A 25,839-nucleotide genomic window follows, 5' to 3' on the forward strand; every position below is an offset into this window, starting at 1 on the left:
CAACCCTCTTCTCACGATTCATTATTCTATTTCTTCAGGTTCGCAGGCGCCTGAGTTCTGCCGACGCGCTCAATTGCGACCTGAACCTCGATGTGAACCGGAACCTGCGGATAGATTTCGTTCCAGCGGCTCTTGTTGTTTTTCCAATAAGCGGCATGACGGATATGGATTTCTTCGCCTAAACCGAAAATATCCGATTTCAATTGTTTCTGTACGCGATTGAATGTGCTGACGATTTGTTTTTTCAGATCATCGGATATTTTGCTTTCGATACGTTTTAAATTTTCGGCCTTGCTCAAATCCAGCCTGGTATCGTTCTCCAATACTCTTCCTTTCACCTTAAAAATAGCCGTTACTTCCGGCATGTTGTCTTTAACCTTCGTGCTTATAGCCGTACGGCCCTTCAAGACAATCATGTCGGCTGTTCCCTTAAAATCTTTGTCCGGCGGCTCAACCTGTGCGGTTATATTGACGTTCTTAAGCTCTCCTCTCCACCACTGCAATGCCCTTACTTCTTCTTCCGTCAAAAATCCGGCCAACTGATTATCGCGGTACACGGCCGCTTCGTTAATCACGAATGGAGCATCCGCATTCTTACTGTCACTCAGCCGGATCGCTCCTGTAACCGGTGATCTCCCAAATGAAGACATGGCGTTCAGAAACTCGTCTACTTTCAGGGACAGGCTGATGCGGCTGGATTGCATTTTTCTGATGGCGGTACCGGGGATGGTTTCCAGCAAATATGGAGCCTTCAAAATGTCCTTGGCGGACGTTCCATGCGCGGTCAATAAATAAACGGAATACCGGCTGTCGGGCGAACGCAAAAATATATCCATGATCTGGTCCAGCCTGTGTCTGGCGTATTTTTCACCTATAATCGTAACCGACCTGTGGCCTAAAGAGATTTTCCGGGACAATCGCTGCTGCAGCTTGGCAAGCACATCCGAACCGTCCTTCCCCATCTCCGAGACGACCAGAACAGACTTTTTGTTTTTCCCCCCGCTCCCCATCAAGCCGGTCGGAGCTGAAGGCACGGCAATCTGAAAAGTAAACTCTACTTGCCCGTTCTCGACAAGATCCATGCCGCTGGCTACGACAAGCGCAAGATCATTAAGTTCGGTCCTGTCCCAACAGCCTGTAAATAAAGTGAGACAAAGGAAAAGGACCGCCGCTTGACACCATTTCATTCGAATCATTGTTTCTCCAACTCCTGTTTTGGTCGAACGCGATGCTGGCGCTTGTGCAGAACCCACCAAGGGGCTCTGCCCATAACATCCCATATTCCGGATGGATGGAATGGAGCAACCGGGGTCATATAGGGAACCCCGAAGGAACGCAGATTCACAAGATGAATCAGCAGCGCAATCATGACTGCCATAAAACCGTACAAGCCGAACATGCCAGCAAACAGCATAAGGGGAAAACGTAAAATGCGAATCGCTTGACTCATATTCGTGTTGGGAATCAAAAATGAAGCTATTCCCGTCAAAGACACGATCATGACGATCGGAGTGGACACGATTCCTGCCTGAACGGCAGCTTGTCCAATGACGAGCACGCCCACAATACTAATGGTCTGGCCGACAGGACGAGGAAGGCGTATTCCCGCCTCGCGGATGGCCTCGAAAGTTATTTCCATCAGCAGCGTTTCCATGAACGTCGGAAAAGGGACAGGTTCTCTTGCGGCAGCAAGACTTAAAGCCAGGCTTGTCGGAATCATTTCCTGATGAAAGGTCATAACGGCAATAAAAAGCGATGGCAAGGTCAAGGATAAAAAACCAAAGAGGTACCGCAGCCATCGAACAAATGTAGAAAAAATGAAGCTTGTATAATAATCTTCAGCCGATTGAAATCCATGCCAAAAAGTAACCGGCACGATCAAAGACATCGGAGTTCCGTTAATTAATATCGCCACCTTCCCTTCCAGAAGGGAAGCTGATACCGTATCCGGCCGTTCGGTCATATGCATGACCGGAAAAGGCGAATAGGGCGCATCCCGGATCATTTCTTCCACGTAGCCCGATTCCAGAACGCTGTCCATATCGATTCGCGAGATGCGCTTCTTCACTTCGCAGACAATTTCCGGTGAAGCGATATGTTCCATGTATAAAATAACCAGATCCGTTTGCGTAACTGCTCCTACCGACATATTCTCTATCTTCAGCTGCGGGGTGCGGATTTGCTGGCGAATTAATGCCGTATTCGAATGGATGTTCTCAATAAAGCCGACCCGCGGACCGCGAATGACCGACTCCGTTTCAGGTTCCTTCAGTGCACGATGAAGTTGACCTTCTTTCATATGTATCGTGATGGCCTGCTTGGCGGATTCCAACAACAGAACGGTTTCTCCTCTGGAAATGCGCTGCACCGTCTCACTCTTCGTTGAAACCATTATCGCGCTTGCAACGGGAACCAGTTCGCTCTCCATGATTTCCAGTATCTGAGAGGCTGCGCCGCAATTCAGCGATCGATTTTGCAACAGGGGTTTTAATAACTCCTCGTCCAACCGCACGGTATCAACCAGTCCTTGAAAAAAGACCAACAGGCACGGAGTCGAACCGAATGCTTGGACTCTTCTCATTTTCAGATCCATGCATTGACTAAATGTTTGTTTCAACCATTGTTCGTTGTCGTCCAAATTGTCGAACAGGTCCCCTTCGATCGCATATTCAGTTTTGAACCTCTCTGTCTGTTCTCTCGCTCGCCAAGACAGCAGCCTTTTAAAAAACATGGCTATTCTCACCTTTTCTTTATTCATTAAAATTTCCAACTAGGAATAGACTCATTCAGAAAATGAATCATTATCCATGGTATATAATCCCTCCATTCGCGGAATTCTGAAAACAAAGCAAACGATAAAAAAATGAAGGCAGCCGAAAAAAATGAAAAATGGAGTCATATGGAAAATCGTCGGTTTTTTGTTTATTATCGCTTTATCGGGGCTTGTGCTTTACTACTCCGTCACCAAGGGCTGAACGGCAAAAAGGCAGGCAGGAGATTTACTCCCGGCCTGCCTGCTTGATTTAACTGAAATATGTATCCGCCAGCTTCTCTGCCGTGCGCGTCGCCAGCGCCTGCGTCGTAAGCGTCGGATTAGGGCCTCCGATACCGTTGAAATGTACGCTGTTGTCGGCAATATATAGCCGCTTGACCTGCTGCGCCTCACAGTTGGTATCCGTCACATATCCCATGCGCATCGTACTTTCGATATGGAGAAAAAATCCGGCGGGCAAATCCGATCGAATGATTTTTTTGGCCCCGGCGTGCTGAAGAATCTCTGCTGAATATTTGACCAGTTGATCGCGCCTTTGTATGCTTTTTTTGCCGGGGGTATAGTGAATGACCGGAACCGGCCCGTGCTCGTCTTTCAGAAGCGGATCGACCGTCACCCTGTTGTGGTACAGAGTCTCGTCGTCCGTGAGAATCAGCATGCTCATCGTTCTGCGGTAGTTGTACATCAGCTCCTTCAATTCAGGGCCGACGGCTCTGCCGCGAATATCCCATGGCGCCCCCGGTTCCGGCGGGTTCAGTGAATTGAAGCCACCTTCGCTGAAGCCGTAGGTCATAAAGGCGGACAATCCGGGACTCAGACCGGAAACTTGCGTAGAACCGAGCCCCGGAATATCGACTCTGCCTCCCGAGGTGTTGCCTACGAACGGATCGGCCACCGGAATGCCCAATATGCTGTTCAACACTTTTTCATCGAATATGCCCGAAACCCAATCAAAATAATGGTTGGTTAAACCTCTCCCCACCCATTCGTTGTAGGGCAGCCCGGAGTTCAGCCAAAGGCGCGGCGACTCGATGCAGCCGGCTGCCATCACGACAACTTTCGCCGAAAGCTCGCCGATTTCCCCGGTCCACGTATCGCGAAACTGTACTCCGCTTGCGCACAGACCGTCTTTTGGATCATGCTTAGTCAAAATTTTGATCGTGAAGGCATTAGGCCGGATCGTAACATTTCCGGTCTTGAGCGCAAGCGGGACATAGCTGACCAAAGTGCTTCGTTTGGCGATTTTGTCGACCGTGGGACCCGTCGTGCACCCGTTGACACAATGTCCTCTAAGGCTGCACCCTTCCATTTCGGATAACTGCTCCATCGTATAGCCCGGGTCCATCAGATGCTCGTTCGGGCGAAGAATCGCGTTGGGATGCGGGCGATAGCCCGGGGTTACGACATCAAGCGTCGGAATCAAAGACCACCCTGCCTTTTTAGCCCCGTAGAAAAAAAGTTCCTCTTTCGGAGCCGCCGCCGCAAACTGAACGGGCAATGTAGCTTCAGCTTTTTCGTAATACGGAATGAGCTCCCGGTAACTGATTGGCCAGACGTTATCGACGGCAATAGGAAAAGCGCGCGGCGACTGCGCCCAGTAATGCTGCGTCGTTCCTCCGACACCGGCTAGCTGCCAAATATCGCCTTTCTGAGGCAAAACCCGGTGCCAGGGCGAACGGCGGCGGTCGGCCGGTCCGAAGCGGAATACGCCTGATATTCCGTCGTTTATGTTGTTTTCATACGAGTTATAAATCTGTTTATACAGCTTCACATCCAGATCGGCGTAACTGGAGCTCGACTCCGCGCCGCGTTCGGCATTGGGGTTCGGCCATTTGCCGTTGCCATACCAGGGCCCCGCTTCCAGAACCAACACCTTCAGTCCTTTTTCTCCAAGCTCCTTGGCCGCGACGGCGCCTCCGCCTCCGGATCCGATTACGATCACATCGGCATCAAGCATTCGGGCTCCCTCCTTCTCCGCGTACGATTGTCAATAAATAACCGCGAAGGGCGCGATAGCCTTTGGATACGCCCGGATACCCGACCTGCCTCCAACTGATCGGAAAATACTCCAGCCTCCGCTGAGTCGGCGTATTCAAACGTGTCGAACCGTAAGCGGACCATTCCGAATAATAACCGAACATCGTCATCCGAACCAAAAAATCCACGATGTATTTGACGAATCCTCCGTCGTCTTTGTACGGGGGCGGCAAGCTTCCCAGATCGACATCGAGCTGCTCCAGCATCGCCAATACCCGAATGCGGTCGCGGGGCGAGAGACCGGCGAAAGATCCGTCCTCCCAGACTGCAAAATGGAGAGGATCTTGCGCTTGGCCGGACGCAATAAACTGGGCTGCTCCGGCATTCAGCAGTTCGGCGGTGGACGAAGCTAAGGGAACTCCGGTTAAATGAGTTCCCAAAAAAAGTGAAAGATTATGGTTCAATTCCCAAACCATATACCCTTGAATATCCAATTCCGCCGCACCTGCCGCCTGTTCCGCTCCAAACATGGGAGTATACGGAACGATCGCTTCAACCAGCGCTTTAAACGTTGAAATCGTGAGTAAATCTGCGTATGAATCATATGCATGAACCGGATTCATTGGAGTCCTCCTCGTCACAACCGGGATTTCCCTGATCATATCCAGTTTATTTTAAGGATTCATACATTATTCGTTATTTTTGTTGTTCCGGAGGCAGCTTACGGATTTGGCTTTGCCGCTTACCCGGACTGCCGTTTCGAATAGTAGCGGACACCCAAATAATGCGCGCCCGTAAACAAGGTCAACAAACCGAAAAACACCAGAAATCCCATGTCCTCCTTGCGAAAAAACAATTGGATCAAAAAAAGCGCCAAAGAAATTTCCGTCCAAAGCAGCGTTCTTTTTTTCAGCATCGTCAGATCGGCCTTCGTGCGGCTCATTTTCCGGAAATTCATCAAGGTCAGAACAGCCAGAACGATGATGCCGACTGCGATGGCCAAAATATAGCTCATATTCCCTGTCATGCCAATCCCCCCATCTTGCTTCTATATGCCGGCTGTTCGAACGTCCATCCGCAGCATAATCCGTAGGAAAGCGCCGCGTTGAACGCATCTCCCGCGCCCGTAGTATCGACAACGTCAACCGCCGGCGCGGGAAGCGTGACCAGCTTGCCGTCCTGCACAAACGAGCAGCCTGCTTTTCCGCGTGTCAGGCATACCCGATGCCCGTGCTTGCGTTCCCAGGCAAGCAGCAGCCCGGCGAGCTCCTCTTCATTAATATGCTCAATGGAGTGCCCGGACAACTGCTCGAACTCCGTTTCGTTAGGCGTCAAAACATCGATCGATTGAAGCAGCGAATCGGAAAGCTCCCGGGCCGGCGCAGGATTCAATATGACCGGAATCCGCCGGGCACATACCGGATGTACTGTCCGGTAATCGTCTCTCCGATACGCGGCATCCGCTCGGCGCTGACGACCATATCCATATTAAAGCTGCCGACCACAACGATTGTAGGTTGTTTCAAAACGTTTCGCTCCCCCTTGCAAACTCGCATGCCGGCAGCCCATCTGCCCGCATAAACCTACACGCCCGGTCCGAGTGCACAATCTGCCTGGCTGCACACGAAGAAAACCTGCAAAAGTGCAGTTTTTGCTCGATGGATACAGCAAGCCGCGACATATTCCTGCAATTGTACAGGCTTTTCGCCACGATCATGGGCTAAGACTCATTTTCGCGGAAAATTCCTGCACAATCGCAGGCTTTTCCGTCAAACGGGCCGCAGCCTTAGCAAAAACCTGCACTTTCGCAGGCTTTTCTGCTGCCCTAACAACAGTGATACACTCCTAGTGCCTATTATATCCGAGCTGCCCGGTTTGTGGCTACACGACAAAGCAAAAAGGGATTCTCTTTCCTGCGGAGAATATGTTTTAAAATGAAGTTCAAAAGGAGAAGAACAACATGAACAAGGTCATTTTCAAGCAGCTGGAAGAGGAAGATATTCCGGTTCTAATGGATATTTATAATTATTACGCGATAAATACGACGGTATCTTTCCATACGGAGCCCGTGACATTGGACGAGTTTACGGAATCCGTCGTTTTTGCCAGCGAGCGGTATCGGACTTACGTGATCTTTCAGGATGGCAGCAGGCAGGGCTATGTGCAAGTGACGCAGCATAAGAAAAAACAAGCTTATGATTCCACCGGCGAAGTGACGATTTATTTGCATCACGAATGCGTCGGCAAGGGCGTGGGCAGCGCCGCGCTTCAGTTTATTGAGCAAGTGGCCGCGCAAAACGGCTTCCATTCGCTTGTAGCTACGATTTGCACGGAGAACAACCGCAGCATCCGCTCATTCGCAAAGCACGGTTACTCGCAGTGCGCGCATTTTAAAGAAGTAGGCTTCAAATGGGGCAAATTCCTCGATATCGTAACTTATCAAAAAATAATCGGCTGAATTCACGAAGCGAGCCGGTTCCAGTTCAAGCCGCCGTTCAAGGAGCGCCACAGCCCGTTCGTGCTCATAATCCAGCAGCGGTCGGTTTGCACAGCCGTCATATACACATTTTTCGGAGCAGGATCGAACGACGCGGGAAAATAGTGCTGTACCCACGTTTGCCCCTCGTCCGTCGTACGCAGCAAAGACCATCCTTGCGTTCCCGAGCCGGATTGGTTGCCGAGAAGCAGCCATCCGGTCTGTGCGTCCGAAAACGCGATAGCCGCCGGCTCCTGATCTCCCCTCAGCTTCCCCGTTTCGATCCAGTTTTCTCCGTCGTTGGTATGGTACAGTACCGTAGCCTTTGCTTTTTTAGTCGCCGCGGCATACCATCCATTCGTCGGCGATACGAAGGTGAACACCCCGCGCCCGTCTTTGGGCAGCTGCTGAATGCCCGACAACGTCCAGGTCAGCCCCCCGTCCTGCGACCGCAAAAGCTGAAACCCCTTGGCTCCATTAACGGCAATCAATCCGTTCTGCCTGTCAAAAAACCGAAAAAACGGCTTTTCGATCGCGCTGCCAAGCTCCTGCACATTTCCTGCAATCACTTCCCAAGTCTCGCCCCCGTCTGAAGTCAGCAGCAATTCATTAGTTCCCGAACCGCCGGTGCTTGCCAGCACCCAGCCTGTTTTTTTATTCAAAAAAGACATCCCGTAAACGGCCGTTTCCCGATGAAAAGTATATTTGGCCGTCCACGTTTCTCCCCCGTTATCGGTCTGCATAAACACGTAGGCGTCACCGTCGCGCATCATTCCAAAACCATTAAGGCTATCCGCAAATACGATACTATCCGCAGGTTTCATTTGGGAGCGGAGATCAGACGATGATTGACCTTGTACGGAAAGTGCGGGCCCCGGTGCGGCAAAAGACGGTTCTGCTGAAACTGGCTCTGCCGAAATCGCCTTCGCAGCTGCCGAGCTGGAAGGTTCGTAGACGGAACAACCTGCGCTTACAAGAAAAAGCAGGAAAAAAATGATACTTTTCATGTACAGAACAGCCATGCTTTTCAACCTCCCATTTCGCCAAAGAAGCTGCTTGGCTTGGCTTGGTACTTGTAAAGACGAAGCGTCCGGCGAAATGGTTCACCGCAGGAGCCGGCTCCGGCCCTTGCATATGGCGCATGGGGCATATTGCATGGGATAAGATGCGGCGTCGCAACAAACTCTAAAGGGGATTAATCACTCTGGAGGGATTGCCATGACCAAGCCGCTGCAGTCGACTGCCATTGCTTGCCTGCTGATACTGCTCGCGACAGGCTGCGGAGCGTCGAAAAACAAAACGTATCATGGCGAGAGCTACCCGCACGAAACTTACGGCCTGAACGAAAACAACCTTTTTAACGCCAGCCAGGGAGCAGGCGATTATGCCAAGCCTTCTCCGGCTGCGGCAGGATCGGCAGCGCCAAGCATGTTTCCTGCTGCTTCGCCTCTACCCGCTTCACCGCAAGCGCAGCCGGGTTCATCGGCCGTACCGACTCCGACTCCGACTCCGATCCCGGCGCCGACGAAAACACCGAAACCGAAAAAGACTTCGCCAAAAACCGAAGCCGCGAAAAAGCCTGCGGTTCCCGTCCACCAAACCGAGTCGAAAGCAAAAAGCATGGCAAGAAGACTTTCTTTGTCCGAACTTATCGTCAAGTATCCGAATACGTTCAAAATTCGCGGTTCCGCTAATGAAAAGAAAGCAGCTCTGACGTTCGATGATGGCCCGGATACCCGGTTTACCCCGCAGGTGCTGGATGCGCTGAAAGAAAAACATGTCAAAGCAACCTTTTTTCTGGTCGGTTCCAAGGCCAAGGCCCACCCTGACATCGTTCGGCGCATCGTCAGAGAAGGGCATATTATCGGCAATCACTCCTACAACCACGCCTATTTGCCCAAGCTGTCCGTAGACGGCTTTCAAAGCCAGATCGAAACGACGGAGCGTGTTTTGCGAAGTCTAACCGGGTATACCCCCAAGCTGATCCGCCCTCCTTATGGCGCCATCAATGAAGAACAGGTCAAGTGGGTTGCCGATCACCAGTACCTAATCGTTAACTGGAACGTCGATTCTTTGGACTGGAAGTCTTTAACAACCAATCAGGTGCTGAACAACATTATGCGCCAAATGAAGCCGGGCTCCATCATCCTGCAGCATTCCGGAGGAGCTGACAGCCAAAATTTAAACGGAACCGTCCAGGCGATCGGCCCGATGATCAGCAAGCTCAAAGCGGACGGCTATACCTTTGTGACTGTGCCCGAGCTGCTGCACGTTTCCAAAAGCAAATAAAAAGCCGGGGTGCATCGCTAAAGTGCACACCCGGCTTTTTGCTTTAATCCAGCTCGGCCAGTCTCGATTTGATGCTGCGAATTTGCCGCAGCTGTTCGTCAGCAGCCTCGGGACTTCCCGCTTCCTCTCCAATCAGACGCGTTAAAGCCAGTTCCAACCGCCTCCGTTCATTGTCGCGCTCAAGCAATTCCGGAGAACGTTCGCGTTCGCTCCGCGACTCCATGTATTCGTCGTAAGTGCCGGCGAACGAGACCGGGGGCGACTCCGGGCCAAGCCAAAGCAGCTTCGTCGCCAATTTGCGGATCAGGTAGCGGTCGTGCGAAACGAAAACCATAGTGCCTGGAAAATTGAGCAGCGCCTGCTCAATCCGCTCCCGCGTGTCGATATCCAAATAATTCGTCGGTTCGTCAAGCACCAGAAGATTCGCCCCGCTGAAGTACAATTTCAAAAATGCGGCGCGGCACCGCTCCCCCATGCTCAGATCGCCGATTTTTTTGCGGGCGTCTTCGCCGGAAAACAGGAAGCAGCCGAGAATAGTCCGGGCTTGCGTCTGGGTCATCGCAGGCAATGCCAGCAGACTGTCCAGCAAAGTGTTCTGATCGTCCAAATTGTCGAGCTCCTGCGAAAAATAGCCGAGAACCGTTCGCGGGTGCTGGTACACGCGGCCAGCCGCAGGCTCAAGCTGCTGCATGAGCAGCTTGAGCAGCGTCGATTTGCCGGCGCCGTTAGGACCGAGCACGGCCAGTCTGTCGCCTCTGTCCACGCTAAGGCTGAGCCCGGCGAACAGCTCGCGTCCGCCATAGCCGAACGCGGCCTGCTCCAGCCGCACGAGCGTGTGCGAAGCAAACTCGCCTGCGCCGAGCTTCAGCTTCAGCTGCGCCGCTTCGCGCGGCTTCTCGACCCGCTCCGCCTCCAGGCGCTCCAGGTCCTTCATCTTCGCGTTCATCCGCGCGGCATGCGCGCCGGCCCGCGCCTGGAAATACCCGCGCTGTATCGGCACCTCGGCCACCCGGGCGTTTTTCTCGCCCTGATGAAACCACTGCCGATACGTGCGGATGCTTTCCTCCAGCTGCTCCCGCAGCTGATGCTGCTTGCGGTAGAGCACCTCCTGCGTGCGATGCTCCAGCTCTTTTTGGCGGGTGTAGTCGGAATACCCGCCATTGTATCTTTTGCAGCCTGAAGGCGAAAGCTCATACAGGCCGGTTGCCGTGCGATCGATGAAATAGCGATCGTGAGAGACGAAGACGACGGTGCCGGGATAAGCACGAAGCCATGCTTCGAGCCCATCGAGCGACTCCGCGTCGAGATGGTTGGTCGGCTCGTCGAGCAGCAGCAGCTGCGGCTCGCGCACCAGCAGACGCGCCAGCTGCGCGCGCGTCTTTTGCCCGCCGCTCAGCCGGCCGAGCGGCATCGTCCACAGCTCGCGCCCGAGCCCGAGCTGCTGCAGCTTTCGCTCCACTTGGGTTTCCCAGTGGTAGCCGTCCAACTGCGCGTATCGCTCTGCCGCCTCCTGGTACTCGGCGAGCAAACGCTCCATGGCGCCAGCGGGCGCGTCCTTCATTCGCTCTTCGAGCTCATTCAGCTCGCGCTTCGCTGCGCAGTACGCCGGGCTGCCCGACTCGGCGTAGGCCAGCAGCGGCATCGCCTCGTCAGCCTCGGCAAGCTGCTCCATCCAGCCCCACTCTTCTACGCCCAGCCTGCGCTCGACTTTCCCCCGATCCGGCTGCACGGTCCCGGCCAGTATGCGGAGCAGCGTCGTTTTGCCAAAGCCGTTGCGCCCGTATATCGCAATCCGTTCCCCTGCATAAATGTCCAGCTCGACGTGTTCAAAAACAGGCTTCCCGGCAAATTCCTTCGTAACATCTTTAGCTTTTATAAGCAAAGTCATCGACTCGCCGCCTCCTTAAATTCAAATGCAAAAAAACCGCAGGCAGCCGCCCGCGGTCAGAAAGAACGAATGTTTCATTGCATATGAAAAAGAAGCGCAGTCGCCCCTTTAGACATACGAATCCCATTCGCTCTACTGTACTACGCAGAGTCTGCCGCTTCCATCGAATCATCGATTAGCAGAAAATGAATGGGGGGTCATTAATTCATCGGTCTAAAGGTACCTCCGAGTTCTACAAGTTGGCTCCATTATATATTCCCGGCAAGCCAAAAAGCAAGGGAACAAATCGTTATAATCATCTTGCCCGATCTCAGTGCTCCACCGGAGCCCCTGCCGCAGCCGGTTTGCAATCCGAGCAATAGCCGAATATTTCAAAACGGTGGCTTTGCACGTCAAAATTGTCCGGCAAATCCGTCAAATGCTTCATCGGGCAAAATTCAAATGTGACCGTCTTCTCGCAGCTGACACAAATCATATGATGGTGGTGGTGCGAAAGGCAGCTTGCTTTAAATTTGAGCCCGTCGGCCAAATGAAATTGTTCCAAAACGCCCATTTCGCTTAACAGACGCAAATTCCGATACACCGTATCGAAGCTGACGCCCGGATATTTTTGCTTCATATATTCATAAACATCTTTAGGAGACAAATAACTCCCCGATTCCGCAAACAACGTTGCCAAACTTTTGCGCTGCTCCGTTATTCTCCAGCCATGCTGAGACATAGCTTGCAGCATCTGATCCATGGTATGCGCATGTGTGCCCACTTGCATTGCTCCTCTATCAATGGAATATTAACTTCTATAGTGCCGCAAATGCCCCATTGGAGTCAAGCGAGAAACCGATTTTGCCTTCGCTGCTTCCCCCTTTTGCCGTGAAAAATCCGGTTTTTACTCCCGAGAACGGGTCATCCTTGTCTCTCCCCATTCCCGCTTTTGCAATGCTGATGCTGTCCGCATTTCTTCGCAAATACAACCGGGAAATGATGGAGTACGTAGACACCCTTATTTCGTGGTAAACCGTCCGTTTGAACGATCGGTGAGCCGCATAAAGACGCTCAGGTTCGTTACAACACAGCCACGAAGAAATAAGGACGAATAACGCTAAACCGGTTCGTTAGCGCCGGGAAACCTACGGACCATAAAGCAGACTAACCGATCGTCCTGTATGAACGTTTATTTGCGGAGCAATCTCCTCGTTACTTTTCGTAAGTATTATTATCTCAAGTGTCTCCATACGTAAATATAACATTTTAAATAAAATTTCAACAAACCGTACCGATTGCCCAGGTGCCGGGGCAGCCGGAATGAACTTTATTCATGCATAAGGAGAGAAACTAATGGGTCTGCTCTGAACAAAACGATTTTTGTGCCGGGAGCTACCGGACAGCAGGGCGGCGCGGCAGCGGCACATCTGCTTGCAGACGGCTGGCTAGTGCATTTTTTTACTCGCAACAAGCAAATCCGGGCTCCAAGGCCCGGATTTTGATTTTGTTTACGAACCCCCCCTCGGTTCGACTAGGGTTCAGGAAAGCTTATAGCCAGGAGTAGACATCCCCTGGACTCGAATGATAAGTGGGGAGCCGGTCTGCCAACCGCTACCACTTGCGAATCGTGGAAATCTGCTCGAAATTTCATACAGAAATTGTGCTGATTTCGTAAAATCGAAAAATAAATGTGAAAAATCGAACAGAATCGATGCCTACAGCGGTAAAGATGACTTTTGTATGCGAAAAATCATACAGAATGCGCAAAAGGGACTGTAATAGGCCGTCTCATGGCAACCAGCTGACAGCATCCACCCGACGCAGCCGATTGGAGATCGAGCACGCCAGCCTGCATGTGCCGAACATCCCCATCCTGTCTGTCGCTAGGCGGACGACGAACCCAAATGATTCGCGAACCTGTTTACAGGTAAGCCCCTGAAAAAGGGCGGTAAAGAGGCCCCTTTTCAGGGGCTTACCCGTGGTAACGAGGCAGCACGCGGTTGGCAGACTTTCAGTGCGCCTTAGCGGCGCTTGCATGTAACATGCCCTTATAGGGCTGATGGATGCCACCGGCTAAGCCGGTGATTTTGATCGCGCTATTTATGTTTTTCAAACCTCGCCGGCCCGTTCAAGTTCCAGCAGCGCCGATCTTACCGCTTCTTTGGAGAAATTTTCGCCGATGAATACGGCTACGTCAGGCACTTCGCCCTTCGGCGTTATTTTGACGAAATCCATTTCCCGGTAGGCAAATTGAAACATGAACCGGCTCGCCGTATCCGAGAAGCTGAGAATTCCTTTGGCGCGGTACACTTCCGCCGGCAGCTTGCTGACGAACTGCTCAAAAGCGCCGCTATCTACCGCATGCTCGAAAAAATGCGTGTACGCCATCACATGATCATGCGAATGGTGATGATGATGGTGGTGATGGCTGCCGCTATGGCTGGATTCGCCGGCGTTCATCTGCGGCTCCGGTGCCGGCTTTTCAGCACTGTCCGCTTCCATAGCTTCGAGCAGCCCCATATCGATGTGGCTGAATACCGTGTACACTTTTGCCGCATACGGGTTCCACTCGTTCACCAGCGCTTCCGCCTCCTGCAGCTCTTGCGGCGGCAAAAGGTCGGTTTTATTCAACAGCAGCATATTCGCGCACCGTATTTGCTCCTGCATGAGGCGGAACGTTTTGCCTCTGCTGGTACGGCTTAGCTGCAGCAGCTGCGGCGCGTCGACGACGGTGATGACGGCTTTCAGCTCCACCGGGAGGACCATGGACGCATCCGTAACCTCGTCCAATATTTCCATCGGATTGGCGATGCCCGTAGACTCGATGAAAATCAAGTCAGGCTTCTCCCCGGCGATGAGATCCTGAAGCGAAACGGCCAGATCGCCGCGGCTCGAGCAGCAAATACAGCCCCCTAGCAGCTCGGCCATCGGAACTTCGGCATCCATGAACTGGCCGTCCAAATTTACCTCGCCGATCTCGTTCATAACGACTGCGGGCTTGCGGCCCGATTCTTGAAAATAATGAATGGCTTGCTTCAATAATGTCGTCTTGCCGCTTCCCAGAAATCCCGACAAAACGAATACGCTGGCTCTTTTCCTTGTCATGTCAGCCGCTTCCCCCTCGGTGCATTTATGCTTACAGCCCGTCCGGGCTCGTCTCAATAGCAAATTTATTCAGCAAAATCGGCCATTTGCCGACGAGCTGAATCAAAAATGGCAGCAGTTTCACCCACAGCAGGCTCTGCTCCCTGTTCAAAGGCTTAAGCGGCAGTTCCAGGCGATCGTACAAAATCCGGGCTGCTTCTTCCACAAGCGAGAGCGCATGATCGGCAGGCAGTGTGCCGCTGACTTGTTCGAATTGCGGAAGGTACAGCGCGCTTAACGGTTCCGATAAATGATGGGCGGCAAAATGTTCGGATGCCATAATTTCCCCGATCCCTGCACCGATTAATCGGGCTGTTTCGGGCTCAAACGCATGAGGAATGCAATAAATTTCCAGCGCTAAAGCCGCTATATAAATTTCTTTGATCAACTCGTCTTCTTTGGCTTCCGAGAGACTCGGCTCCGTCAAATAGGCGGCTATGGCCGGTCTGATGTGTTCCCAGCCGTTTTCAATGCTTTTCATAGTCAACTGCATCATGGCCGCAGCAGCCTCAACAGGCGTGATTAGTTTTTTGTCCGTTTCCTGCATGTCGTCTAGTCCTCTTTTCCTTCTTCCGGATGAAAATGGATCGTCAATTCAATGATCTCGGAGCGGCTGCCCAGCCGAACCGGCGGTCCCCATGTGCCGAATCCCGAAGATACGACGGCGTGAAGATCGCCTTTGCGCAAAAATCCCCAGTCGAGCTCGAACAAACGTCCCGTAATCCAATGATTCGGGGCTATTTGGCCCCTGTGCGTGTGGCCGGACAGCATGACGTCCGCCCCCGCGTCCGCCGCTCTATCCAGATGATACGGCTGGTGATCCATCACAATAATCGGCTCGCTCCGGTCAACGCCTTCGAACAGAGTATCGAGGGTTTTTCTTCCTTCCGGCGTATGTTCGGCGGCTTTATCTTTTCGGCCGATGACGAACAGGCGATCCGCAATGTGCACCGTCTCATCCAAAAGCACGCGAATGCCGATCTTTTCCATTTGCTCCACAAAAGCCGGAATGTGGCCGCCGATGTATTCATGATTGCCGAGCACCGCATAGACGCCCAATGGGGCCCGCAGGTGACGCATGACGCTTCCCATATCTTTGCGAATAAAAGGCTGTATGTCATCGTCGATCACATCGCCCGGCAAAAGAATCAAATCCGGCTGCAACTCGCCAACTTTGTCTACAAGCCGCTGCAGATGGCGTCTTCCGACGATCGTGCCCAGATGAATGTCCGATGCGACAGCGATGCGGAGCTGTTTCCAGTCCCCTGCTTGTTTCGAAATGACCGCTTCGTATTTGCGGACGATCGGACTTCGCGCGTTGTAGGAGCCCCACGCAAGCAAAATGGCGAAAATAAGCGCAACCAGGCTTCCGAGAAGTTTGACAATTGCATCCGGCGGAACCGAAGCTAGATAGAGCAGCCAAGCGGCCAAATCCGCGACAGGCAGCAAAATGACTCCAAACTGCATGAACGCGAACCAGTATGAACCGGTGATTTTCAACGCGTTCTTAAGCCGCTCGGGAAGCACCCGTCTGCCAACCGCGGAGATCAAATAAGATAACGCGATGATCCAAAAGCAGATCCAGTATACTACCGGGTAGTGCAGAGGACCCAATAAATGAGACAAAAAGATGTGCCCGTGCCATCCGATATAACCGTTGACAACAATAACTAACATCAATACAAGGGCAATGATTGCTGCGACGCGTGGTTTCATATAGCCGCTCTCCCGTTTTCTCCGAAGTTGCTCGTTTAATTTGTGTACTTATCCTTTCTGTACTGTTCGCCGGGCGCTCTACACAGTTCGTCGGACAGACTTCTAGAACAGCAGGTTCACTTCCTCAATGCAGGACGCATCGTCATTGCGCACATTGCCGACCCGTGTCGAAACCGGATATGCCGTCATCTCGTCCGCCGGATACGGCTTCAGCAATGGCCGCAGCACTTCCGGCTGCGTGATGCGGCGGTCCAGCCATACCGCCTCTTCTTCCGGCCGCAGAATGACAGGCATGCGATCGTGTATGTCTGCAACGAGTTCATTTGGCGTCGTAGTAACGATGGTACAGGTTGAAATGCGCTTTCCTTCCGGCGACATCCACGTGTCGTACAGCCCGGCGAAGCTGAACAGCTCCCTGCTTTTGAACAAAATGCGCATCGGCTGCTTGTTTTTGCCCGTCCCCTTCCACTCATAAAAAGAGTCTGCGGGAATGATGCAGCGCTTGCGCTGGAACGGAGTTCTGAAAGCAGGCTTGTCCGCAAGCGTCTCCGCCCGGGCGTTAAGCGTCTGGTACGCGATTTTATCGTCTTTGGCCCATTCCGGAATGAGCCCCCAGCGCAATTCGCCGAGCCTGTTCTTTTCCCCGTCATTGACGATAGCCATCACCGACTGCCCCGGCGCCACATTGTATTTGGGCAAATGATAGGAAAAAACAGGCGCATCAATATGATAGCGGAGAATAAGCTCCTCCAGCGTTATGGTGATCGTATAGCGTCCGCACATCCGGCACCCCTCCTCAGCATCCGCTTCCTCCATTATGAGAAAAACAACGGGCTGCGTCAATTCGCTCGCAAAGCTTCGGCAGGCAAAAAGACGGAAAAGCACGAAAGACGCCCCCGCGGGCTTATCCCCAAAGCGGCGCAAGCACAACATAGCCGAACATGAAAAAAGCCGCCTGTCGGCAGCTGTTCTCCCATCGCTCGGCTGCAAGCCATTTATTTCTGCATGGCAATAATGATGACACAGATCGCGTTCAAAGCAATCAGCAGCGGCATGCCGATGACAAACGAGCGATGCTTCGTTTTGTGGCGCCATACGCGCATGCCGAGCCATCCGCCAATCGCCCCTCCGAGGGCGGCAAAAGCAAACAGCCGCTTTTCGGGAACCCGGCGCCCGCCTTTTTTCGCTTGGCCCTTGTCATAGCCCATTTCGATAAAAGCAATAACGTTCATAGCAATCAAAAAAACGATGAAATAGGTCAATGTCCATACCCCTTCAACCTCAAAATAGCAGCCACGCATACTATCATCTTAAGATCGAATGCAGGTATGGTCAAATGTTTCTTGCCTTATCGCTCCATCGTTTGAATACCTTGAAACAAAGTCGCCATATACAAACTGTCGCTGCTGCAGTCGATATCCGTCACCGGGTAACCGAGTCTAACCGAAAGAAGCGTAATCCGGTTTCTGATGTAACCGATGCGGAACAAGCCGCGATCCGAACATACATAAACTTCCGGGCCTTTGGTCACGATCGAAAACAGAAACAGGTTGGCGAAGCGGATTTGCTCGAACTTCCCCTGCTTGTTCCCGTGCAAAAGCGCCCCGTCCTCGGTAACGCCCAAAATGTGCCCTTGATAAAGACCAAGACCCGTCACGGCCTGACCAACGGAAAATTCCGCCCAGGAACCGACCAAACGATCGTAAATGGCGAGACCAAAGTCGACGGCCAAAACGACAAATTCGGGAAAAAATTGAAAGTCGTACACCATCGCATGGGAATAAGCCATCTTATGCCAGGAGGCCGACTGCTTGCTCCACAAACCGTAAGGTGTGGCCGCCCATGCTCTGCCGCCAATTTCTTTGTACTGGTAGCATCCGACAGCCAGCTCCGAATCCTGCCACAGCCCGTTGCCGTGTTCGTATTCAAAAAGCCCTTTATTCGTGCAAGCGAAAAGACGGGCGTCCTGAACGATGAGGCGGTTCACATGCGCCCCTTCCGGCAAACCGGCGCGAAGTCCTTCCCACTCGCCTTCTTTGCGCTTCATAAACACGCCCTTGCCCATCGGTGCGGCGACAAGCACATCGTCGCTAACTATTTTTATCGATGAAAAATGGAAAAGAAAATCGTGCGGCTCTTCATTATGTGAACGCTCGACCACCCAATCAACTCCTTTTATTTCAAAAGCAGACGGCGCTTTCCTTGTCATGTATCCAAAAAATTGAACCAAGCATATAATCATTTTAAATGATAATGATTCTCACTGTCAAATAAAAAAAGAGATAACCTCCCGGCTACCTCAAAATTACCTCAAAACTTGTACCTCAACGCTCGGATCCGGGCAGACATCCTCAAAGAGCTCGCTTGCTGGAGCCGGCGCATCATTAGCCGCTTCACCGACAGCGGCAGCGTGCAAAAAAACTGCAAAAGTACATCCTTTTGCCCACAGCCGGCCCTTGGCTCGACAAGTTCCTGCAAATGTGCAGGTTTTTCAGCTAAAACTCAAGGTACGCGCCACCGTGGCCGGAAATTCCTGCACAATCGCAGGCTTTTCGCCAAAATAACCCATTTCGAAGGAAAAACCTGCACTTTCGCAGTTTTTTTCCCTGCCACGGTGCTCTCTGCCCATTTTGTTCAATTCCGCGACCTCACGAGGAGAGATGCACACCCAGAAAAAGCGGCTGTCCCTCAAATTAGGGCCTCACTGTTTTAGCCCTGGCCGCCCAGCCCCGCGCCGGAATTTCGCTACCTCAGGCCGTCATCCCCGCCGCCGGTTCAAAATCAATCCAGCACCTCGCTGTCAAACACCTGCTCGCGCTGCAAATACGCCCGCAGCGGCATGTGCGCCGCCCCTGTCCAAAAGGACGAGTCGCCAACGAGCTCCGCCGCGTCGTCGCGGGCCTGCTCCATGATCTCGAAGTCGACCATCATGTCGGCGATGCGAAAATCCGGCAGCCCGCTCTGCTTCGTGCCGAAAAAATCGCCCGGCCCGCGCAGCTCAAGGTCGCGCCGGGCAATCTCGAAGCCGTCGGACGTGTCCGTCATCGCCTTCATGCGCTCCTTGCCGACCTCCGTCTTCGGATCGGCGATGAGCACGCAGTAGGACTGGTGCTCGCCGCGGCCGACCCGCCCGCGCAGCTGGTGCAGCTGCGACAGGCCGAAGCGGTCGGCGTCGTAGACGACCATCAGCGTAGCGTTCGGCACGTCTACGCCAACCTCGATCACCGTGGTCGACACGAGCGTCTTCACGGTGCCTTCTTTAAATTCCTGCATGACCGCTTCCTTCTCCTGCGCGCTCATCCGGCCGTGCAGCAGGCCGATCCGCATGCGCGGAAAATGCTGCTGCAGCTGGATGTGGACGTCGATGGCGTTCTGCACGTCAAGCTTGTCCGACTCTTCGATGAGCGGACAAATGACGTACGCCTGCCGGCCTGCCGCGACCTCGCGGTCGATAAAACCGAGCACGCGCTCCAGCATGGCGTGCTGTACCGCGTACGTCTTGATCGGCTTGCGGCCCTTCGGCAGCTCGCGCAGCGTTGAGACGTCCATATCGCCGAACGCCGTGATGGCGAGAGTGCGCGGAATCGGCGTCGCCGTCATCGTCAGCACGTCGGGGTTCATGCCCTTGCGCCGCAAAATGCTGCGCTGGTTCACCCCGAAGCGGTGCTGCTCGTCCGTTACGACGAGCCCCAGTTGGCGGAAGTAGACGTCCTCCTGGATGAGGGCATGCGTGCCTACGAGCACGTCGATCATGCCCATCTGCAGCGAGGCCAGCAAGTCGCGCCGCTGGCGGTCGGTCGAGCTCCCGGTCAGCAGCGCGACCTGCAGCCCGTAGGGCTCGAACAGCTTGTCGAGCGAGCGCTTGTGCTGCTCGGCAAGAATTTCCGTCGGCACCATCAGCGCCCCCTGGTAGCCGGCCCCTGCCGTCGCGTACAGCGCGATCGCCGCGACGACGGTTTTGCCCGCGCCTACGTCGCCCTGCAGCAGGCGGTTCATGCAGTACGGCTCCTGCATATCGTGCAGGATCTCGCCCACGACCTTCTTCTGCGACTCCGTCAGCTGGAAGGGCAGAGCGCGCACGAAGGCGCGCACGGCAGGCAGGTCGACCTGCTGCCGGACCCCGTCCGCACGGCTGCGCGTGACCGCGCGGTAAGCCTGGAGCTTGAGCTGGAACAGGAACAGCTCCTCGTACACCATGCGCCGCCGCGCCTGCTTCCCTTCCTCCACGCCTCCCGGCGTGTGGATGACGGACAGCGCCTTGCCGCGCGACATAAACCCGTACCTGCCGATCAGCGACTGCGGCAGCATCTCCCCCACCATGGCGCTGTACTGCGTCAGCGCCTGCTGGACCGTTTTGCGCATCCATTTCTGCGTAATGGAGCCTGCAATCGAGTAGACCGGCTGAACGGTGCCGGTCTTGGAACCCGCTTGTCCGGGAAATTCCGAATCGGACACGCTCATCTGCCTGCGCTTGCCGTCCCACTTGCCGGTCAGGACAATGTCCTGCTGCGGCCGCAGGCGGTCCTTCAGGAAATGGCGGTTGAACCAAACCGCCGTCAGCATGAATTGGTCGACCATCACCTTGCACGACAGCCGCGACTTTCCGCCGTACCGCTGCAGCACCGGCTCGCCGATAATGGTGCCCTGCACCGTTATGCGGTCCCCGTCTTTCACACTGGATAGCTCGCGAACCGTATAATCCTCGTACCGGTACGGCACATATTCGAGCAAATCCATAACCGTAAAAATGCCCATGGAGTTCAGCTCAACCGCTTTTTGAGCGCCGACTCCATGGACTTCGCGGATTGATATCACATTCAAATCCATTTGCTACACCGTGCTGACGAAAGCAGCGATCGTCCCCGGACCGGCATGTGCGCCAATGGTAGGTCCGAGCGTAATAAATTCGCCCCCGGCGACCCTGAAGCGCTCCGTAATGGCTTCGTTCAGCTGCTCCGCCCCTTCCCTGTTGTTGGCATGCGCGATATACAGCCGGCGGATGCCACGCCCTGCCAAATCCGCATCCAGCAGATCCAGAATGCGGGCTATCGCTTTTTTGTGGCCGCGGACTTTATCTACGGCCGCAACCTCTCCTTCCGCATCGATCGAAAGAATCGGCTTGATGTTAAGCAGAGAACCGAACAAAGCCGAAGCTTTGCCGATTCTCCCGCCCTTATGCAAAAATTCCAGCGAATCCACCAAAAAATAAATATAAAAGTTCTCTCTCATCGTGCGGATCAGCTGTAAAATTTGCTCCACGCTTTGGCCGGCTTGCGCCGCCTCCGCGGCAGCGATGACAAGCGCCCCGGTTCCGTAGGAAGCCGATCGCGAATCGACAACGTGCACCTTGAATCCGGTTTCCTCCTCCAGCATCGCGCTTGCGATCATAGCCGACTGGTACGTGCCGCTGAGCGCGGACGACAGATTTATGGAGATGACCTCCGTGTCCGGTTCTCCGCTCAGCTTTCGGTAAACGGACAAAAACTGTTCCGTAGACGGCTGCGACGTTTTGGGAAAATGTCCGGACGTTCTCAATTTGTCGTAAAACTGTTCTGTATGAAGCGTCACCGTGTCCAAATACTCCTGGTCACCGAAATTAATTTTGATCGGAACGAACTCGATGTTCAGCGCCTCCCGGACCGCCACGGGAATGTCCGCCGAGCTGTCCGTAACGATACGAATGTTGGTCAACAGAGTTCACCCCTTTTACACGAATCTATTCTACCGAGAAAATGTAGGCGTATAGCGGTTGCCCTCCCGGATGAAGCTCGATCTCCATTTCCGGATATTTCTCGCGGATGAAAGCTTCCAGTTCATCCGTGTTCTCGGACGTCGCATCTTCCCCGGATAAAATCGTAACAATTTCGCTGCCTTCCCCGACCATTTCCTGCAGCAGCTTTTTGCAGGCGTCCATCAGGCTCGGCTGCGAGCTGACAATGCGTCCGTCCTCAATGCCGATAAAATCACCCTGTTTGATCTCGATGCCGTCCATATTTGTATCGCGGACGGCGTAAGTGACTTGTCCCGACTTGATCCTTTTCAAAGCTTCCGTCATAGCTTCGGTATTGGCCGCCGCGTCCGCTTTGTCCTGGAAGGCGAGAATGGCCGCCAGCCCTTGCGGAATCGATTTCGTCGGAATGACGACAACCGTCTTGCGCTCGACCCACTCAGCCGCCTGCTGCGCCGCCAAAATGATATTGGAATTGTTCGGCAGCACAAAAATAGTGCCGGCATCAATCCGGTTTACCGCATTGACGATATCCTCCGTGCTCGGGTTCATCGTCTGACCGCCGGACAGCACGACGTCCACGCCTACGCTGGAGAAAATCTCGGTTATTCCGCCGCCAAGTGCGACGGCTACGAAACCGTAAGGCTTGCTTGGCGCTGCCGGTTCCGCTTCGCCGGGCAAACCGCTTGCGGAAGCCTCGCCGTTTTGTTCAAACCCTTCAATAATATGAGTATGCTGTTCGCGCATATTTTCTATTTTGATACGGCTTAAGGAGCCGTATTTCATCACCTGGTTCATGACTTCCCCTGGATATTCCGCATGAATATGCACCTTCACCAGCTCATCGTCGGCCACGACAAGCAGCGAATCTCCGAGCCGGCCGAGCTGCTCGCGAAACCGGGTTTCATCGAACACGAGCCCCTTGACTTTGCCCGGAGCAATCGTCAGCATGAATTCGGTGCAATAACCGAACTCGATGTCTTCGGTCGCCAGGCGGGCTTGCGCGGGAAGATGCGCATGCGCTTCTTTGGCCAAATTCAGAGAAGTCAGGGCCGAAACGGCGAGCATCGGTGAATCCAACGAAGCGTATTCATAGCTGGGCACGGCAAGATCTCCTCCGAGCGATGCCACAAAGCCTTCGTAGATGCATACAAGGCCTTGTCCGCCCGCATCCACGACCCCAACTTCTTTCAATACGGGCAGCTGCTCCGGCGTCTTGGCCAAAGCTTCCTTCGCCTTCTGCAGCACATCCTGCATCAGGCTGAGCATGTCGCCGCCCCGTCTGTGCTGGATAGCCTGCTTGGCGGCTTCCTTGGATACCGTCAAAATGGTCCCTTCCACAGGCTTGACAACAGCTTTATAAGCGGTCTCCACGCCCTGCTGCAGCGCAGCCGCAAATTGCTCGGGATTTACCGTCTCCATGTCATGGACATGTTTGGCAAAGCCGCGGAACAACTGGGACAAAATGACGCCGGAGTTTCCCCTGGCCCCCATCATCAATCCTTTGGACAACGCATCGGCCGCTTTACCAATATGGGAAGATGGCTTCTTCTTCAGCTCCTCGCTACCGGCGGCGATCGTCATATTCATGTTGGTGCCTGTATCTCCGTCGGGAACGGGGAACACGTTCAATCCGTTAACCTTGTCGATATTTTGACGCAGGTTATCCGCTCCCGCTAAGATCATGGCAGTGAAGTCATTTCCATTTATTGAGATAAAGCGCTTACTCAAAGCGATTCTCCTTCCCGGTTATGGGGGTTTATTTGGCCACTCGGACGCCTTGCACAAAAATATTCACATCGTCAACGTCCAGACCGACGACATCATTCAGCACGTATTTCACTTTCGTTTGGACGTTGCCGGCCACTACGGATATTTTGGTGCCGTAGCTGACAATGATATAAAGGTCGATCTCAAGGCGTCCGTTTTCCCGGCGCACTTCGACGCCGCGGCTCAAATTATCGCGGCCCAGCAGTTCGGCAATGCCGTCTTTCAGCTGCTTTCTCGTCGCCATGCCGACAAGTCCGTAGCAATCCAAAGCCGCGGAGCCTGCCAGTATGGATATAACTTCGTCCGTAACCGTTACTTTTCCGAATTCGGTAGAGAGTTCGATAGACATTTGTAAACAACTCCTTAAGGTTTTCACTTTAGAAAACCGGGTTCATCGGCATTCCTTATGTATGAGATTATGGGCTAATCTTCATTGTACTATAACAAAGACAATAAATAAACGTCAAAAATAAAGGTAATTCGTTGACTAGGTTTGATGGGCTATGCTATTATATTTAAGTGTGTTTTCGCTGGCTATAAGATGTAAGTTAAAAAGCCAAGTCTAAATTTGAGGAAAGCTGTCATGTCAAGCTTAGGCTTGCCACCCAGGCTGCTTTGTATACTGCCGAAGGAGGTGTCAAACATGTCCCGCAAATGCTTTATTACAGGTAAAGGACCAGGCACTGGAAATCATGTGTCCCACGCTAACAATAAAAACAAGCGTACTTGGGGCGTTAACGTTCAAAAGGTTCGCATCCTCGTTAACGGTAAACCTAAACGTGTCTACGTAAGCGCTCGTGCGCTGAAGTCCGGAAAAGTGACTCGCGTTTAAATAGCGGCATGATAGACAAAAAGCACCTTACAGGTGCTTTTTTTGCTTTTTCTGGGTTAAGTATGTCCGCGCTTAGTTTTTGCTGAACGTATTAAGTAAAGCCTTCACGAAACCACCCAAAAATTTCGGTAGCTTGATTGTGTAGAACTTCATACTCTACCCCTCCTTCACAGGTTGCATGACTGCTCCTCGCATCGTCACAACAGTATACGCCCGGACCTTAAAAACGTGCCTTGTTTTATAGGTACCCAAGTAAATTAAAATTATTGCTCCCGTAAGATTCGCCTCCAGAAAGCAAAAAAAGCTACAAGAGCGTTTCACTCTTGTAACTATATGTATGCGGATTTTATCCGGTTATGCCGTTCATGTGGGTATAAAGTACAAATGCAAAGCTAAATATGAAGTAGAGAATGACCGACAGTACAATAAACCAGATTCGAAGTCCCTTTTGCTCAAAGCGGCGGAAAAAGCGGATGCCCGCATAAAGCGCTCCGAGCGAGAATATGAATTTGGACATGTCGTGTATGTTCGTATATAGCGTAAGCAATACCCCGCACAGTATACTGTAGATGAACAGCCAGAAGATTTTCATCGTCTCCCGCTTCCTTTCTACCCGCGAATTCTCCGTATCGCATCCGCGCGGTTTGGCTGGCCGAATACGGCGTTGCCGGCTACTAGCACATCCGCGCCCGCTTCGACCACTTGCCGCGCAGTCGCTTCGTTGATGCCCCCGTCTACTTCGATATGCAGCCCGTGAAGCCCTTTTGCATTCGCTTGTTCCCGCAAAGCGCGGATTTTGCCGAGCATGCCCGGAATAAACGCTTGCCCGCCGAAGCCCGGGTTCACCGTCATAATAAGAACGAGATCAAGCCGCTCGTCCAATACGTGTTCGATCATGGAAATCGGCGTCGCCGGATTCAACACGACACCCGCCCGAACGCCGCTCTCTTTAATGAGATGCAGCGTCCGGTGCAAATGCGTGCAAGCCTCCACATGAACGGAGATCAAATCGCTGCCCGCTTTCACAAAATCGGGAATAAAGCGGTCCGGCTCTTCAATCATCAAATGCACATCGAGCGGAAGCTTCGTCATGGGACGAATCGAATCGACCACAAGCGGCCCGATCGTAATGTTCGGCACAAAATGCCCATCCATCACGTCTACATGAATCCAGTCTGCTCCGCCGAGTTCGGCCTCTTTAATCTCTTCCCCAAGCTTGGCAAAATTTGCCGATAAAATCGAAGGCGCTACATACACCATCCGG

General features: G+C 53.1%; 28 protein-coding genes. 3 read left to right on the forward strand and 25 right to left on the reverse strand.

Annotated features, from left to right (window positions below; translation table 11 throughout):
* Positions 1 to 26 precede the first annotated feature (26 nt).
* The 7 genes from AC3G2T_RS30875 to AC3G2T_RS30905 form a co-directional block, all read right to left on the reverse strand.
* Positions 27 to 1,196 (reverse strand): Ger(x)C family spore germination protein, encoded by a 1,170-nt coding sequence (locus AC3G2T_RS30875; protein WP_474686618.1) that lies wholly within the window; start codon positions 1,194 to 1,196, stop codon positions 27 to 29.
* A complete protein-coding gene (locus tag AC3G2T_RS30880; protein ID WP_474686617.1) occupies positions 1,193 to 2,731 on the reverse strand; it encodes a spore germination protein in 1,539 nt (512 codons plus the stop codon). The genes AC3G2T_RS30875 and AC3G2T_RS30880 overlap by 4 nt, the downstream gene beginning before the upstream one ends.
* Positions 2,732 to 3,023: 292 nt before the next feature.
* Positions 3,024 to 4,730: a GMC family oxidoreductase N-terminal domain-containing protein gene (locus AC3G2T_RS30885; protein WP_488437904.1), complete on the reverse strand. Its 1,707-nt coding sequence runs from the start codon at positions 4,728 to 4,730 to the stop codon at positions 3,024 to 3,026.
* Positions 4,723 to 5,373, reverse strand: a complete 651-nt coding sequence (locus AC3G2T_RS30890; protein WP_474686615.1) for a gluconate 2-dehydrogenase subunit 3 family protein — start codon at positions 5,371 to 5,373, stop codon at positions 4,723 to 4,725. Before AC3G2T_RS30890 ends, AC3G2T_RS30885 begins: the two co-directional genes overlap by 8 nt.
* Before the next feature lie 119 nt (positions 5,374 to 5,492).
* On the reverse strand, positions 5,493 to 5,777 hold the full coding sequence (locus tag AC3G2T_RS30895) for a hypothetical protein (protein WP_474686614.1): 285 nt from the start codon (positions 5,775 to 5,777) through the stop codon (positions 5,493 to 5,495).
* Positions 5,774 to 6,142, reverse strand: coding sequence for a PfkB family carbohydrate kinase (locus AC3G2T_RS30900; RefSeq protein WP_488437905.1), 369 nt, complete (start codon positions 6,140 to 6,142; stop codon positions 5,774 to 5,776). The genes AC3G2T_RS30895 and AC3G2T_RS30900 overlap by 4 nt, the downstream gene beginning before the upstream one ends.
* Positions 6,139 to 6,276, reverse strand: coding sequence for a hypothetical protein (locus AC3G2T_RS30905; protein ID WP_488437906.1), 138 nt, complete (start codon positions 6,274 to 6,276; stop codon positions 6,139 to 6,141). The genes AC3G2T_RS30900 and AC3G2T_RS30905 overlap by 4 nt, the downstream gene beginning before the upstream one ends.
* Before the next feature lie 434 nt (positions 6,277 to 6,710).
* Here AC3G2T_RS30905 and AC3G2T_RS30910 point away from each other — a divergent pair, with 434 nt between their 5' ends.
* Positions 6,711 to 7,208, forward strand: a complete 498-nt coding sequence (locus tag AC3G2T_RS30910; protein ID WP_488437907.1) for a GNAT family N-acetyltransferase — start codon at positions 6,711 to 6,713, stop codon at positions 7,206 to 7,208.
* 2 nt (positions 7,209 to 7,210) lie between these two features.
* Here the strand turns inward: AC3G2T_RS30910 and AC3G2T_RS30915 are convergent, their stop codons facing one another.
* Entirely contained in the window at positions 7,211 to 8,248 is a 1,038-nt protein-coding gene (locus tag AC3G2T_RS30915; protein ID WP_488437908.1) for a WD40/YVTN/BNR-like repeat-containing protein, read from the reverse strand.
* Between the two features lie 196 nt (positions 8,249 to 8,444).
* Here AC3G2T_RS30915 and AC3G2T_RS30920 point away from each other — a divergent pair, with 196 nt between their 5' ends.
* The gene (locus AC3G2T_RS30920) at positions 8,445 to 9,515 is read left to right on the forward strand and encodes a polysaccharide deacetylase family protein (protein ID WP_488437909.1); all 1,071 of its coding nucleotides are present in this window, start codon (positions 8,445 to 8,447) and stop codon (positions 9,513 to 9,515) included.
* A gap of 43 nt (positions 9,516 to 9,558) precedes the next feature.
* Here AC3G2T_RS30920 and abc-f read toward each other — a convergent pair whose 3' ends face one another.
* From abc-f to AC3G2T_RS30990, 14 genes are all read right to left on the reverse strand, one after another.
* Complete coding sequence (gene abc-f, locus AC3G2T_RS30925) at positions 9,559 to 11,403, reverse strand: ribosomal protection-like ABC-F family protein (protein WP_488437910.1); 1,845 nt, start codon at positions 11,401 to 11,403, stop codon at positions 9,559 to 9,561.
* 310 nt (positions 11,404 to 11,713) lie between these two features.
* The gene (locus AC3G2T_RS30930; RefSeq protein ID WP_474686607.1) at positions 11,714 to 12,172 is read right to left on the reverse strand and encodes a Fur family transcriptional regulator; all 459 of its coding nucleotides are present in this window, start codon (positions 12,170 to 12,172) and stop codon (positions 11,714 to 11,716) included.
* A gap of 28 nt (positions 12,173 to 12,200) precedes the next feature.
* A complete protein-coding gene (locus AC3G2T_RS30935; protein ID WP_474686606.1) occupies positions 12,201 to 12,401 on the reverse strand; it encodes a hypothetical protein in 201 nt (66 codons plus the stop codon).
* Positions 12,402 to 13,494: 1,093 nt separating this feature from the next.
* Complete coding sequence (locus tag AC3G2T_RS30940; RefSeq protein ID WP_488437911.1) at positions 13,495 to 14,490, reverse strand: CobW family GTP-binding protein; 996 nt, start codon at positions 14,488 to 14,490, stop codon at positions 13,495 to 13,497.
* Between the two features lie 31 nt (positions 14,491 to 14,521).
* Entirely contained in the window at positions 14,522 to 15,076 is a 555-nt protein-coding gene (locus AC3G2T_RS30945; RefSeq protein ID WP_488437912.1) for a hypothetical protein, read from the reverse strand.
* Positions 15,077 to 15,081: 5 nt separating this feature from the next.
* The gene (locus AC3G2T_RS30950) at positions 15,082 to 16,245 is read right to left on the reverse strand and encodes a metallophosphoesterase (RefSeq protein WP_474686603.1); all 1,164 of its coding nucleotides are present in this window, start codon (positions 16,243 to 16,245) and stop codon (positions 15,082 to 15,084) included.
* A gap of 102 nt (positions 16,246 to 16,347) precedes the next feature.
* Positions 16,348 to 17,028: an SOS response-associated peptidase gene (locus AC3G2T_RS30955; protein WP_474686602.1), complete on the reverse strand. Its 681-nt coding sequence runs from the start codon at positions 17,026 to 17,028 to the stop codon at positions 16,348 to 16,350.
* A 212-nt stretch (positions 17,029 to 17,240) separates the two neighbouring features.
* Positions 17,241 to 17,507, reverse strand: a complete 267-nt coding sequence (locus tag AC3G2T_RS30960) for a DUF1294 domain-containing protein (protein WP_474686601.1) — start codon at positions 17,505 to 17,507, stop codon at positions 17,241 to 17,243.
* Positions 17,508 to 17,593: 86 nt separating this feature from the next.
* A complete protein-coding gene (locus AC3G2T_RS30965) occupies positions 17,594 to 18,406 on the reverse strand; it encodes a hypothetical protein (protein ID WP_474686600.1) in 813 nt (270 codons plus the stop codon).
* A gap of 330 nt (positions 18,407 to 18,736) precedes the next feature.
* Positions 18,737 to 18,883: a hypothetical protein gene (locus tag AC3G2T_RS30970; protein WP_488437913.1), complete on the reverse strand. Its 147-nt coding sequence runs from the start codon at positions 18,881 to 18,883 to the stop codon at positions 18,737 to 18,739.
* Positions 18,884 to 19,026: 143 nt separating this feature from the next.
* On the reverse strand, positions 19,027 to 21,072 hold the full coding sequence (gene recG / locus AC3G2T_RS30975; protein ID WP_488437914.1) for an ATP-dependent DNA helicase RecG: 2,046 nt from the start codon (positions 21,070 to 21,072) through the stop codon (positions 19,027 to 19,029).
* 3 nt (positions 21,073 to 21,075) lie between these two features.
* Entirely contained in the window at positions 21,076 to 21,936 is an 861-nt protein-coding gene (locus tag AC3G2T_RS30980; RefSeq protein ID WP_488437915.1) for a DegV family protein, read from the reverse strand.
* A 25-nt stretch (positions 21,937 to 21,961) separates the two neighbouring features.
* A complete protein-coding gene (locus AC3G2T_RS30985) occupies positions 21,962 to 23,704 on the reverse strand; it encodes a DAK2 domain-containing protein (RefSeq protein ID WP_488437916.1) in 1,743 nt (580 codons plus the stop codon).
* A gap of 28 nt (positions 23,705 to 23,732) precedes the next feature.
* Positions 23,733 to 24,092: an Asp23/Gls24 family envelope stress response protein gene (locus tag AC3G2T_RS30990; RefSeq protein ID WP_474686595.1), complete on the reverse strand. Its 360-nt coding sequence runs from the start codon at positions 24,090 to 24,092 to the stop codon at positions 23,733 to 23,735.
* A gap of 294 nt (positions 24,093 to 24,386) precedes the next feature.
* Between AC3G2T_RS30990 and rpmB the strand changes: the two genes are divergently transcribed.
* Positions 24,387 to 24,575: a 50S ribosomal protein L28 gene (gene rpmB / locus AC3G2T_RS30995; protein WP_474686594.1), complete on the forward strand. Its 189-nt coding sequence runs from the start codon at positions 24,387 to 24,389 to the stop codon at positions 24,573 to 24,575.
* Positions 24,576 to 24,647: 72 nt separating this feature from the next.
* Here the strand turns inward: rpmB and spoVM are convergent, their stop codons facing one another.
* The 3 genes from spoVM to rpe all read right to left on the reverse strand — a co-directional run bounded on the left by spoVM (position 24,648) and on the right by rpe (position 25,835).
* On the reverse strand, positions 24,648 to 24,728 hold the full coding sequence (gene spoVM / locus AC3G2T_RS31000) for a stage V sporulation protein SpoVM (RefSeq protein WP_474686636.1): 81 nt from the start codon (positions 24,726 to 24,728) through the stop codon (positions 24,648 to 24,650).
* A 193-nt stretch (positions 24,729 to 24,921) separates the two neighbouring features.
* The gene (locus AC3G2T_RS31005; protein WP_474686593.1) at positions 24,922 to 25,167 is read right to left on the reverse strand and encodes a hypothetical protein; all 246 of its coding nucleotides are present in this window, start codon (positions 25,165 to 25,167) and stop codon (positions 24,922 to 24,924) included.
* Positions 25,168 to 25,184: 17 nt separating this feature from the next.
* The gene (gene rpe / locus AC3G2T_RS31010) at positions 25,185 to 25,835 is read right to left on the reverse strand and encodes a ribulose-phosphate 3-epimerase (protein WP_488437917.1); all 651 of its coding nucleotides are present in this window, start codon (positions 25,833 to 25,835) and stop codon (positions 25,185 to 25,187) included.
* Positions 25,836 to 25,839 lie beyond the last annotated feature (4 nt).

The sequence above is a fragment of the Paenibacillus sp. sgz302191 genome (assembly GCF_057749925.1).